Raw genomic sequence first — 11,728 nt, 5'->3', positions numbered from 1 at the left:
CAAAAATCACGCCCGCTCACGCAGGCGATCTGACGACGTACCTTCCACCGTTTCTGCTGACGGCGCTCGAGCGGTGAGCCGGTGTCTTGGTGTCGCGCCTGCCACACGTTACAATGCACGCCTCACTGCCCGGAGGCGATCATGACATCGAGCTTCAATGTGCAGAGTGCTGCCGGCTACGAACAGTTGATGGGTCGGTGGAGCCGGCAGCTTGCGCCGCCATTCATCGACTTTGCGGGTGTTGCCGACGGAGAGCGGGTGCTGGACGTCGGCTGCGGCACGGGCAGCCTCACCTTTGCGCTGCCGCATGCAGCCGATATCAGCGAGATTACCGCGATCGACTTCTCGCCCGTCTTCGTCGAGGCGACGATCAAGGCGAACAGCGATCCGCGGATCGAAGTCCAGCAGGCCGATGCCTGCGCGCTGCCCTTTGCCGATGCATCCTTCGACCGGGCGATGGCGCTGCTGGTGCTGCACTTCGTGCCGGAATCGGGAAAGGCGGTCGCCGAGATGCGCCGTGTCGTACGGCCGGGCGGCGTCGTTGCCGCCGCTGTCTGGGATCACTTCGGCGGCATGCCGGGCATGCGCATGGTACTCGATGTGGCGGCGATGCTCGATGGCAATGCCGAGCAGGTTCGCAGTCGCTATTGTTTCCAGCCGATGATGCGGCCGGGCGAGATGATGCAGAGCTTTGTCGCGAATGGCCTCGCGGACGTCCGGCAGACCTCGCTCCTGATCCGCATGGACTATCAGTCCTTCGCCGATTTCTGGGAGCCGATTGCCGCAGGCGAAGGGCCGCTCGGCAAGTATGTCGGCTCACTGGATGCGGGGATGCGGACGAAGCTCGACGCGGCCATTCGCGCCGCCTACGAAGCCGGCCAGCCGGACGGGCCGCGGTCCTTTGCGGCGGTTGCGTGGGCCTGCCGGGGTATCGTTCCGTCCTAACGGCTCGCTACACCACCGTCTCGCCGCCATCGACCACCAGGATCTGGCCGGTCATGTAGGAGGAGCGGTCGGAAACGAGGAAGAGGATCGACTCGGCGATCTCCTCGACGCTGGCCCAGCGGCCGAGCGGCACCTTCTCGCGGATATAGGATTCGATTGCCCCGCGGCCGCCCATTTGCGCGATGAAAGGGTCGTTGAAGGGGGTGTCGACCCAGCCGGGGCAGAGCGCGTTGACGCGGATGCCGTGGCGGGCGTAGTCGCCGGCCATCTGCTTGGTCATGGCGATGACGGCGTGTTTTGTCGTCGTATAGGCGATCATCTCGCGGTCGTAGAGCACGCCCGAAGATGAGGAGGTGTTGACGATGACGCCGCGGCCGGCGGCCCGCATCGACGGCATGACGAGGCGCGCGGCCATGAAATGGGCGCGCACATTGAGGTTCCACGAGCGATCGAAACCCGCGACCTCGACCTCTTCGAGATCACCCGCAACCTGGGCGCCGGCATGATTGTGCAGGATGTCGATGCGGCCGTGGCGATAGAGGATATCGGCAATGCCGTCGGAAAGCGCCGTGTCGTCCGTCACGTCGATCGCCAGCGCCTCGGCGCTGCCGCCGTTGGCGGCGATCGCCTCGACGGCGGTCGCGGCTGCCGCGAGGCTGCGGTCGACGACGACGACATGGGCGCCTTCGCGCGCCATGATGGCCGCACCCGCCTGACCGATCCCGGAGCCCGCTCCGGTCACGATCGCGACCCGCTCTTTCAGGATCATGGTTTCACTCCCCGGATTTCGTTTTCTTTTCCCGCATCAGGATGCGGGCGGTCAGGATCAGAAGCAGCGAGGCGACGAGCACCAGCGTCGCGATCGCGTTGATCTCGGGCGTCACGCCGCGGCGGATCGAGGCGAAGACGTAGATCGGCAGCGTGGTCTTCGAGCCCGCGACGAAGAAGGCGATGATGAAATCGTCGAAGGAGAAGGTGAAGGCCAGAAGAAAGCCCGCGAGGATCGAGGGCAGGATTTGCGGCAGCACGATCAGCCGGAAGGTGGTGAGCGGCGTCGCGTAAAGGTCGCTCGATGCCTCGACGATATCGCGGCCGAGGCTCGCGATGCGGGCCTTAACGATCATCGTCACCAGCGCCATGGAAAACAGGCCGTGGGCGGCGATGATCGAGCCGTAGCCAAGGCCGAGCTGCGGCGGCTGGTCGCCGGGCCAGATCGTTGCCAGCGCCGGATTGACGAAGGAGAAGACGGCGACGAGGGCAACCAGCGTCGCGATGCCGATGACGACGCCGGGCACGACGATTGCGGCTGCAAAGAGCGCATCGAAGATCGCCCGGTTGCGCGGCGCCATCCGCTCCATGCCAAGGGCGGCCATGGTGCCGAAGATCGCGGCAAGCGTGGCGCTGGTAAAGGCGATCAGCAGGCTGTTCTGCAGCGCCGAGACGAGGAAGGTGTTTCCAAGCGCCTTGCCGTACCAAGCGGTCGAAAACCCAGTGAACTCGCTGGCGTTGCGCCCGGCGTTGAAGGAGAACAGCACGACCAGCGCGATCGGGGCGTAGAGGAAGAGGTAAACGGAGGAGATGAAGGCGCGCATCAGACGAGATCCACCTGTCTTGTGCCGGCGACGCGGAAGGCAATGCGCATCGCCACCATCAGGATCACCACGACGACGGCGACGAGGGTGACGGCGATCGCCGAGCCGAACGGCCAGTTTCGCGATTGCAGGAAGAGATCGACCAGCGCATTGCCGATGAAGAACACCTTGCCGCCGCCGAGCAACTGCGGGATCAGATACTCGCCGAGCAGCAGAATGGTCACGAGTGCGACGCCGGTCATCACGCCCGGCAGAGACAAGGGCAGGGTGACGCCGAAGAAGGTGGAGACCGGCTTGGCTCCGAGATCGGCGGAGGCTTCAAGCAGCCGGCGGTCGAGTTTTTCGAGGCTCACGTAAATCGGCATGATCATCAGCGGCAGGTAGCCGTAGACGATGCCGAGGAGCACTGCGCCGGGCGTGTTCAGCATCCTGACGTCCTCGATGCCGATCATCGAGAGCAGGTTCGGGATGCCGCGCGAGCCGAGGATGTACATCCAGGCGTAGGTGCGTACGAGCAGGCTGGTCCAGAAGGGTACGACGACGAGCGACACCAGAATTAGCCGATAGCGCGGGTTGGCCTTGACCGCGAGGTAGTAGGCGACCGGATAGGCGATCAGCAGGCAGGCGAGCGCGCCGACCGGTGCCAGGATCAGCGTGTTCCAGAAGGCCGCCGCACGGGTCGGCAGGTTGGCGAACTGGGCAAAGGTGAAGGCCGCCTGATAGCCGCCTTCCGGTGCGCGCTCGCCAAAGGCGAAGACCAGCATGGCGATAAAGGGCAGCACGAGGAAGATCATCAGCCAGGCCGCAGCCGGCGCCACCAGCGCCGCCGTTACCAGGTTTCTCTTCGTGTTCGTTGCCGCGGTCATGAAATGGTATCCGTTCGAGTTTCAGTCGTATTTTCGGCCGCTTGCTGCCCGGTGAGGGAGGCCCCTCATCCGGCCTGCCGGCCACCTTCTCCCCGCAGGTGGGGAGAAGGAGACTTGCGGCGCGCTCGGTCCCTCTCTTCCGGCAGAAGCGAGGGGGCGGGGAGTCCGCCGCTTGTCCCTTCTCCCCGTCAGAACGGGGAGAAGGTCCCGGCAGGCGGATGAGGGGCAATTTCCTCACGGCGCAGTCGAAGGGGCGCTCCCTCGCCGGGAGACGCCAGCTTTTCGCTCAAGCCGACTTGAAGCGCGCCATCAGTTCGGCGCGGCCAGGGTCGGTGAGGGTGACCGCAGCGCCGAATTCGAGCGGGGTGAGCGAGGCCTCGTCCGGATAGACGATTTTGTTGCCGGTGACATCGGCGGGCAGCAGCTTCATCACACGGCTGTCGGTGGTCGGCGCGCCGTTGGCGATGTGCTCCTTCATGGCGTTTTCCGGCGCCATCAGGTAGTTGAGCAGCGCGTAGCCGGCCGCCTTGTTGGCCGCGCTCTTCGGGATCGCGTAGAAGTCCGACCAGATCTCGCCGCCGTCCTTGCCGAGTACGAACTGGATCTCCGGCATGTCGCGGTTGAGCTGGGCGCCGTCATTGGTCCAGCACATGGTCATCCAGGCATCGGTGGCGCGCATCGACGGCTGGTAGTCGCTGTTGATGGCGTAGAGATGCGGCTTCACCTTGATCAGCAGCTCCTCGGCCTTGGCGAGTTCGTCCGGCTTGATCGAGTTGAAGGAGTAGCCGAGCGAGACCAGCGCGTTGCCGATGGTTGTCAGCTGGTAGTCATGCACCATGGCGCGGCCGTCTGCTTCGGTCATGGCGATCTCGAAGAAGTCCTTCCAGCTGGTCACGGGCTTCTTGATCTTGCTGGAGTTCAGCGCAATGCCGGTCGTGCCCCAGTTCTTCGGCACGGCATAGGTCTTGCCGTCGACGGTGCCTTCGTTGGTGAAACGTGCTGTCTCGGTTGCGGCGTCGTAGTTCGGAAGCTTGGACATATCGAGCTCGTCGATCAGGCCGAGCTTCACATAGGTCGAGATCGTATAGTTGGTGGGAACGAAGAGGTCCCAACCGGTGCCGCCGGCCTGGAGCTTGGCGAGCATTTCCTCGTTGGAGCCGAAGACGTTGACCTCGACGGCAACGCCGGTTGCTGCCTGGAAGGCTTCGAAGGTGGCGGGGTCATGATAATTCGGCCAGGTGGCGATCGACATCTGCGTGCCGAGATCGCCGGCAAAGGCGGTGGAATTGAAGAGGCCCGGCTGGCGGGCGAGCACGGCGGTTGCAAGCCCGAGGCCGGTGACGCCGAGGAAGTGGCGGCGGGTGACCGAGCCGCGCTTCAGGCGCATCAGTTCGTCGGCGAGCTGATCGGCGGTGATCGGGGCATTTTCTCTGTACCATTTGCTCATGACGCTGTTCCCTTTATCGTTTGACGTTCATGCGTAGGCGGCAGAACCGGTGGTGAGACCGGGAGAGTTCAGGCTGGAAAGACGTGCAGCGCGTTCGGATCGAAGGCGAGGCCGACCTTTTCGCCGGGCTCGACCAGCTCGCTGTCGCCGAGCGTGCGGCGGTCGGCCGTGACCAGGAAGTCGCCAAGCCCGTCGACCGCGACGGAGTATTCGACCGCCGAGCCCAGGAAAATCCGGTGGGTGACGGTGCCGGCCAACGCTTCCGCGCTTGCCGCGCCATTGCGCGTCAAGCGGATTGCCTCGGGCCTGAGCGCCACAGTTGCCGCGCCTTTTGCGCCGTTGACGGCGGGGGCGGCAAAGCGGGCGCCGTTGGCAAGGACGAGCGAGGAAGCGCCGTCGACGGTGGCATCGATGCGGTTGGTCTTGCCGACGAAATCGGCGACGAACAGGCTTGCGGGCCGGTCGTAGATTTCCTGCGGCGGTCCGACCTGGACGATGCGGCCGGCATTCATGACGCAGACGAAATCGCTCATCGACAGCGCTTCTTCCTGGTCGTGGGTGACGAGCACGAAGGTGATGCCGAGTTCGCGCTGTAGCGTCTGCAGCTCGATCTGCATGGCGGTGCGCAGCTTCTTGTCGAGGGCGGCCAAGGGCTCATCGAGCAGCAGCACCTTCGGCTTGTTGACGATGGCGCGGGCAAGCGCCACGCGCTGTTGCTGGCCGCCGGACATTTCGTGGATGCGGCGTTTGCCGAAGCCGCCGAGCCGCACCATCTCCAGCGCTTCCTTGGCGCGGCGCGAAATCTCTGAACTGGCGATGCGCGGGCGCATCTGCCTCAGGCCGTAGGAAACGTTCTGCTCGACATCGAGATGGGGAAACAGCGCATAGTGCTGGAACACCATGTTGACCGGGCGGCGGTAGGCGGCGACGCCGTTCATCGGCTCGCCGCTGATGAAGACCGTGCCTTCGCTCGGCTGCTCGAAGCCGCCGATCATGCGCAGACACGTGGTCTTGCCGCAGCCCGACGGGCCGAGAAGCGCCATGAAGGCGCCGCGCGGCACTTCAAGATTGATGTCGGAAACGGCCGTCACGGCGCCATAACGTTTGGCGACCGAACGGAATTCGATGTCGTTCGTCGAAGCGGATGTCACGTCTGTTCCCTGCGGTTGTTTTCGGATGTCGCCAGGAATCTCCCGCCCCGGCGCTCCACCGTCATTGATACGCAGCCTAGTCACCGCGCGCCCTGCCGGTATATACCCCGAGAGAGGTATTTCAACGCGATATGCCTTATGTGAGGAGTATACCCTGAACCAATTGGCATCGGCCGGGGGAGCGGTTTGAGCGTCGATCTCGAAGGACTATTTCAGGCCATGGCGCCGCTGGTGGCGGGTACGCCGCTGGAGGACGAGGCCGTCGGCACGGCCTATCGCCAGCTGATGTCGACGCTGATGACGTTCGACTACGTCGTTGTTTTCGCCTATCGCGGCAAGGAGCGGCCGATCGATCTCTTCAGCACCTTCAACGCCAAAGATCATGTGCTCTTCGTCAGCCTCTATCAGGCGGGACCGTACCTGCTCGATCCGTTCTACCACGCGGCGTCGCAGGGCAAGCCGGGTGTGTGGCGGATGCGGGAGCTTGCGCCCGACCGGTTCTTCTCGAGCGAATACTACCGTACCTATTATGTGCAGACGGGGCTCGCGGAGGAAGTCGGCTTCTTCGTGCCGGTCGACGAGCAGATTACCGTCGTGCTCTCGCTGATGCGGCGCGAGGCGACCGGCACGTTCAGCGCCGCTGAGTTCGCCCTGTTGAAGAAGGTCGAGCCGCTGGTCTCGGCGCTGGTACGTCACCACTGGGGGGGGCTTGGCCGCCGGTTCGATGCGGCGCTGGCAAAAACCGGGCGCAGCAAGCGCAAGGCGACGCATCCCCCGGCCGATGGTGTTTGGCAGCATCTGAACCTCACGGAACGGGAATCCGCGATCATCGAACTGGTGCTGCAAGGCCATTCGTCGGAATCGATCGGCCTCCGGCTCGGCATCTCCACCGGCACAGTCAAAGTTCACCGCCGCAACGTCTATCGCAAGCTCGGTATTTCCTCGCAGACGCAATTGCTGTCGCTCTATCTGAGAAACCTCGGGCAGTAGCCGCGCCAAAACGCGCCCATCACACTGCATGTTCGCCCAAAGCGGTGCCCCGACGCGCGCCACGCCCGTCGATGCCGGCTCTCCCAAATCCCATTCCTCCACAAACGTGATCGATCGCGCTGTCGATCGCTATTGACATTTTTTTCACGCCATGAAATTTCTTTCATCAACGGATAAAAATATCACGCGCTGCAAAAAATATCATGCAACGCAACAAAGCCGGGTGGAGACAATGACGATTGGTGGGACAGGCATTCGTGACGACGAGACCAGCATGGCGACGCGGGCGGCCTGGCTGCATTATGCCGGAGGCCTGACCCAGGCGGAGGTTGCCAAGCGCCTGGGCCTCACCTCGCTCAAGGCTCACCGGCTGATCATGAAGGCCAACCAGGAAGGGTTGGTGAAGGTCTATATCGACGGCGAAGTCTCCGAATGCGTCGAGCTCGAACAGGCGCTTTCGGCGCGCTATGGCCTCGACTATTGCGAGGTGGTGCCGGACTTCGATTCCGACGAGCTGCCGTTGAAGGCGCTCGGCATCTCCGGCGCGCAGTTCCTGAAGCGCGAGATCGAACGCGGCGAGACGGCGCTGGTCGGCGTCGGCCATGGCCGGACGCTTGCGGCCTGCGTCGAATATCTGCCGCGCATGGCGAGCGGCAACACCCGCTTCGTCTCGCTGCTCGGCGGTCTTACCCGCAAGTTCTCGGCCAACCCGCATGACGTGATCCACCGGCTCGCCGAGCGCACGGGAGCAGAGGCCTATGTCATGCCGGTGCCGTTCTTCGCCAACACCGTCGAGGATCGCGACGTGCTCTTCAGCCAGCGCGGCGTGCGCGAGGTCTTCGATCTCGCCAAGACCGCCGACCTGCTGATGGTCGGCATCGGCACCGTCGAGCGCGAGGCGTCGCTGGTCTCGACCGGCATGATCGAAATGAGCGAGATCGAGGAAATCCAGAAGGGCGGGGCGATGGGCGAACTGCTCGGACATTTCTTCGACGAGAACGGCCGGCCGGTAGAGACCGCGCTGTCGGACCGAACCTTCACGCTCAGCCGCGACGACCTGAAGAACCGCCGCACGGTCGCCGTTGCCGGCGGCAAGATCAAGGTGCCGGCCATTCGCGCCGTGCTCGCCAGCGGGCATTTGAGCGGGCTCATCACCGACGAGCGGACTGCGCGGGCGCTTGCCGCGGACGGCGCATGAGGCGCTGAGAATTCGGGGCATGGGAGGGCAGGGAGGATCTGCCGTCTGCTCCAAAGGGAGGAATACCGGTGGGGTAGCCGGCAGTCGCAATCATACCCGCAACGGAGGAGAAGACGAATGTACGAGAAGGAGAAGGACCTCATCAGCGCATTCCTGCGTGGGGAGGTGGACCGCCGCGGCATGCTCAAGGGATTGGGCGCGGCAGGCTTGACGGCCGGCACGGCCGGCACGTTGTTCAACATGATGTCGACCCGGGCGCTCGCCGCCGATTTCGACTGGAAGGCGCATTCCGGAAAGTCGCTGAAGCTGCTTTTGAACAAGCACCCTTACGCTGACGCGATGATCGCCAACCTGCAGGCCTTCAAGGACCTGACCGGCATCGAGGTCACCTATGACGTGTTCCCGGAAGATGTCTATTTCGACAAGGTGACCGCGGCGCTCTCGTCCGGCTCGGCCGAATACGACGCCTTCATGACCGGTGCCTACATGACCTGGACCTATGGTCCGGCCGGCTGGATTGCCGACCTCAACGAATGGATCAAGGACCCGACCAAGACCAACCCCAACTACAACTGGGACGATTTCCTCGCAGGCGTGAAGAACTCCTGCGCCTGGAACGGCCAGCCGGGCGGAGCACTCGGTTCGGCGGATGCCAAGCAATGGTGCATTCCGTGGGCGTTCGAACAGAACAACATCACCTATAACCGCGAGATGTTCGACAAGGCCGGCGTCGAATTGCCGAAGAACCTCGACGACATGATTTCGGTTGCAGCCAAGTTGCAGAAGGACATCGGCGGCATCTACGGCATCGGTGTGCGCGGCTCGCGCTCCTGGGCGACGATCCATCCGGGCTTCCTGTCGGGCTACGCCAACTTCAACCAGAAGGATCTGAACGTCGGCGCCGACGGCAAGCTTTCAGCGGCGATGAACACCGCCGAATCCAAGGCCTATCACGCCAAGTTCGTGCAGATGATCCAGGAAAGCGGTCCGAAGGATTGGTCGACCTATACCTGGTACCAGGTCGGCACCGACCTTGGCGCCGGTGCATCGGCCATGATCTTCGACGCCGATTGCCTAGGCTACTTCATGAACGGCGGCGACAACAAAATGGCCGGCAAGCTCGGCTATGCCGCCTTTGCCGCCAACCCGGAGGCGACGGCCTCGACGCCGAACATCTGGATCTGGTCGCTGGCCATGTCCAACTTCTCCAAGGACAAGGACGCCACCTGGTACTTCCTGCAGTGGGCTTCCGGTCCGGAACATGCGCTGTTCGGTGCCACCAAGATGGACTTCGTCGATCCGGTTCGCCAGTCGATCTGGAAGGACGAGATCTTCCGCGAGAAGCTGAACGGCAAGTATCCGGGCTATGTCGAAATGTTCGACGCCTCGGCCGCCGGCGCCTCCATCAAGTTCACACCGCAGCCGCTGTTCTTCGACGTCACCACCGAATGGGCGGCGACGCTGCAGAAGATGGTCGCCAAGCAGGTGCCTATCGATGAAGGGCTCGACCAGCTTGCAGAAAGCATCAACCGCCAGCTCCAAGAGGCGGGTCTCGGCTGATAGGCCTCCCAAGCGATGCCCGGCGCTTGCGAGCGCCGGGCATCCCGAGATGCCGGCTGAGCCGGCCTGTTGCGATCCGCTTGAGGTCGCACCGAAATCAATCCGAGATGCCGAGGGACTGGCGCGGCGCCTGAGGGCTCCCGCGTGCCGCGTGCTCTTTAAAGACTTCAGGAACGGAGCTCGACATGGCTTCAACAGAAACCCTTCGCAGACCGGCCTCCGGTTTCAGGATCAGCAGGAAGATGCTTCCTTACGTGCTGAGCCTGCCGGCGCTGCTTGTGTGCATCGGCATCCTCATCCCGTTCTTCACGGCGGTGATCTATTCCTTCCAGCGCTACCGGCTGAGCCAGCCCTGGAGCCGCCAGTTCAACTGGGGCGAAAACTACCTCAACTTCTTCACCGACCCGGCCTTCTGGAACACGCTGAAGGTATCGCTGCTTTATGCCGGCATTACCGTGACGCTGGAATTGCTGCTCGGTCTCGGCATCGCGCTCTTGTTGCAGCGGCGCTCGACGGTCAACAACTTCATCTCGATCATGCTGCTCCTGCCGCTGATGATCGCGCCGGCGCTGGCCGCGCTCATGTGGAAGCTGATGACCAATCCGAGCTTCGGCATCCTCAGCTATCTCGCGAGCCTGATCGGGCTGCATGATTTCCGCTGGGCGTCCTCGCCGGACACGGCACTCTTGACCGTCGTCCTCGTCGACATCTGGGTCTACACGCCGTTCATCATGATCCTGCTTCTGGCCGGCCTGCGTTCGCTGCCGACGCAGCCTTTCGAGGCCGCAGCCCTTGACGGCGTGCCGCGCAGCTTCGTGTTCTTCCGCATCACCCTGCCGATGCTGACGCCCTATATCCTGACGGCGACGCTCTTCCGGCTGCTCGACAGCATCCAGCAGTTCGACATCATCTACGCGATGACGCAGGGCGGACCCGGCAACACGCTCACCGTCTTCCAGGTCGAGGCCTATCTCAACTTCTTCCAGTCGACCAATGTCGGCCGGTCGGCGGCACTGCTGATCATCCTGTGGGCGATCACCTACACGCTGTCCAACGTCTTCATCAAGAACTGGCTGCGGCTGCGCGAACGCGCTCGCGGCGAAGCTTAAGGGAGGGACCAATGGAAACCATGTCTCCGCTCGAACGGATCTTACGCGGTCTCGCCCTCACGCTGGTCGTCGTCTTCTTCATGTTCCCGATCTTCTGGATCTTCCTGATGTCGTTCCAGACGAATGAGACGATCCTGGCGATCCCGCCGTCTGTCGTGTTCTCACCGACGCTTTCGAACTATGCGGCGCTGATCACCGGCAAGCTGCAGACGGCGGCCGGTACGCTCGACATCGCCTTCATGCGCAATCTCGGCAACTCGATCTTCCTCTCGGTGGCGTCGGTTGCGGTGTCGCTGGTGCTCGGTGTGCCCGCGGCCTATGCCTTTGCCCGCCACAAGTTCAAGGGATCGGAAGACATCGCATTCACGCTGCTTTCCTTCCGCTTCGCGCCGCCGCTGCTGGTTCTGCTGCCGCTGACGCAGTATTTCCAGTGGCTCGGCCTCTCCAACACCTACTTCGGCCTGATCTGGGTCTACCAGCTGATCTGCCTGCCGCTGATCCTCTGGATCGTGCGCGGCTACTTCGAGGACATCTCCGCCGACGTTGAATATGCCTATCGCATCGCCGGCCATTCCTGGTTTGCGACCTTCCGCAAGATCGCGCTGCCGCTTGCCGGGCCCGGCATTGCCGCTGCCGGTCTGCTCGCCTTCATCTTTGCCTGGAACAACTTCGTCTTCGCGCTGGTGCTGGCATCTGCCGACAAGCAGCCGGTGACGGTCGGCGCGCTCGCCTTCGTCACCTCCTCGGGCATCCAGTACGGACAGATTGCGGCCGCCATCGTGCTTTCGGTCACGCCGACGCTCGCACTTGCACTCTACGCCCAGCGCTACCTCGTCGAAGGCCTGTCGCTCGGCGCGGTGAAAGGGTAAC

11 protein-coding genes are annotated in these 11,728 nt (G+C 63.4%); 6 read left to right on the top strand and 5 right to left on the bottom strand.

The features are described 5' to 3' along the window. The first annotated feature begins 141 nt into the window (after positions 1 to 141). A complete protein-coding gene (locus PWG15_RS12075; RefSeq protein ID WP_275020012.1) occupies positions 142 to 945 on the top strand; it encodes a class I SAM-dependent methyltransferase in 804 nt (267 codons plus the stop codon). Between the two features lie 7 nt (positions 946 to 952). Here PWG15_RS12075 and PWG15_RS12070 read toward each other — a convergent pair whose 3' ends face one another. From PWG15_RS12070 to PWG15_RS12050, 5 genes are all read right to left on the bottom strand, one after another. Further along, positions 953 to 1,714, bottom strand: coding sequence for an SDR family NAD(P)-dependent oxidoreductase (locus PWG15_RS12070; RefSeq protein WP_275020011.1), 762 nt, complete (start codon positions 1,712 to 1,714; stop codon positions 953 to 955). Positions 1,715 to 1,718: 4 nt separating this feature from the next. Further along, positions 1,719 to 2,537 (bottom strand): ABC transporter permease, encoded by an 819-nt coding sequence (locus PWG15_RS12065; protein ID WP_029742634.1) that lies wholly within the window; start codon positions 2,535 to 2,537, stop codon positions 1,719 to 1,721. Then, positions 2,537 to 3,403, bottom strand: coding sequence for an ABC transporter permease (locus tag PWG15_RS12060; protein WP_275020010.1), 867 nt, complete (start codon positions 3,401 to 3,403; stop codon positions 2,537 to 2,539). The genes PWG15_RS12065 and PWG15_RS12060 overlap by 1 nt, the downstream gene beginning before the upstream one ends. 286 nt (positions 3,404 to 3,689) lie before the next feature. Then, positions 3,690 to 4,850 carry a polyamine ABC transporter substrate-binding protein gene (locus PWG15_RS12055; protein ID WP_275020009.1) on the bottom strand — a complete coding sequence of 387 codons (1,161 nt, stop codon included), beginning with the start codon at positions 4,848 to 4,850 and terminating at the stop codon, positions 3,690 to 3,692. Between the two features lie 68 nt (positions 4,851 to 4,918). Next, the gene (locus PWG15_RS12050) at positions 4,919 to 6,001 is read right to left on the bottom strand and encodes an ABC transporter ATP-binding protein (RefSeq protein WP_275020008.1); all 1,083 of its coding nucleotides are present in this window, start codon (positions 5,999 to 6,001) and stop codon (positions 4,919 to 4,921) included. Positions 6,002 to 6,220: 219 nt separating this feature from the next. On the opposite strand from PWG15_RS12050, the gene PWG15_RS12045 reads away from it, so the two are divergent. From PWG15_RS12045 to PWG15_RS12025, 5 genes are all read left to right on the top strand, one after another. Then, on the top strand, positions 6,221 to 6,991 hold the full coding sequence (locus PWG15_RS12045; RefSeq protein WP_425536759.1) for a helix-turn-helix transcriptional regulator: 771 nt from the start codon (positions 6,221 to 6,223) through the stop codon (positions 6,989 to 6,991). A 232-nt stretch (positions 6,992 to 7,223) separates the two neighbouring features. Beyond that, the gene (locus PWG15_RS12040; RefSeq protein WP_275020006.1) at positions 7,224 to 8,189 is read left to right on the top strand and encodes a sugar-binding transcriptional regulator; all 966 of its coding nucleotides are present in this window, start codon (positions 7,224 to 7,226) and stop codon (positions 8,187 to 8,189) included. Positions 8,190 to 8,306: 117 nt separating this feature from the next. Next, a complete protein-coding gene (locus PWG15_RS12035) occupies positions 8,307 to 9,749 on the top strand; it encodes an extracellular solute-binding protein (RefSeq protein WP_275020005.1) in 1,443 nt (480 codons plus the stop codon). Positions 9,750 to 9,934: 185 nt separating this feature from the next. Next, positions 9,935 to 10,858, top strand: a complete 924-nt coding sequence (locus PWG15_RS12030) for a carbohydrate ABC transporter permease (RefSeq protein WP_275020004.1) — start codon at positions 9,935 to 9,937, stop codon at positions 10,856 to 10,858. Between the two features lie 11 nt (positions 10,859 to 10,869). Then, on the top strand, positions 10,870 to 11,727 hold the full coding sequence (locus tag PWG15_RS12025) for a carbohydrate ABC transporter permease (protein ID WP_275020003.1): 858 nt from the start codon (positions 10,870 to 10,872) through the stop codon (positions 11,725 to 11,727). The last annotated feature ends 1 nt before the right edge of the window (position 11,728 follow it).

The sequence above is a fragment of the Ensifer adhaerens genome, from assembly GCF_028993555.1.
GTDB lineage: Bacteria > Pseudomonadota > Alphaproteobacteria > Rhizobiales > Rhizobiaceae > Ensifer > Ensifer adhaerens_I.
The sequence above is the reverse complement of the archived record's forward strand: the minus strand, read 5'-3'. Positions and strand labels throughout refer to the sequence as shown.

Bases quoted from the DNA above. Each gene is read 5' to 3' on its own strand.
- PWG15_RS12075 (WP_275020012.1), top strand. From the start codon at position 142: ATGACATCGAGCTTCAATGTGCAGAGTGCTGCCGGCTACGAACAGTTG.
- PWG15_RS12070 (WP_275020011.1), bottom strand. From the start codon at position 1,714: ATGATCCTGAAAGAGCGGGTCGCGATCGTGACCGGAGCGGGCTCCGGG.
- PWG15_RS12065 (WP_029742634.1), bottom strand. From the start codon at position 2,537: ATGCGCGCCTTCATCTCCTCCGTTTACCTCTTCCTCTACGCCCCGATC.
- PWG15_RS12060 (WP_275020010.1), bottom strand. From the start codon at position 3,403: ATGACCGCGGCAACGAACACGAAGAGAAACCTGGTAACGGCGGCGCTG.
- PWG15_RS12055 (WP_275020009.1), bottom strand. From the start codon at position 4,850: ATGAGCAAATGGTACAGAGAAAATGCCCCGATCACCGCCGATCAGCTC.
- PWG15_RS12045 (WP_425536759.1), top strand. From the start codon at position 6,221: ATGGCGCCGCTGGTGGCGGGTACGCCGCTGGAGGACGAGGCCGTCGGC.
- PWG15_RS12040 (WP_275020006.1), top strand. From the start codon at position 7,224: ATGACGATTGGTGGGACAGGCATTCGTGACGACGAGACCAGCATGGCG.
- PWG15_RS12035 (WP_275020005.1), top strand. From the start codon at position 8,307: ATGTACGAGAAGGAGAAGGACCTCATCAGCGCATTCCTGCGTGGGGAG.
- PWG15_RS12030 (WP_275020004.1), top strand. From the start codon at position 9,935: ATGGCTTCAACAGAAACCCTTCGCAGACCGGCCTCCGGTTTCAGGATC.
- PWG15_RS12025 (WP_275020003.1), top strand. From the start codon at position 10,870: ATGGAAACCATGTCTCCGCTCGAACGGATCTTACGCGGTCTCGCCCTC.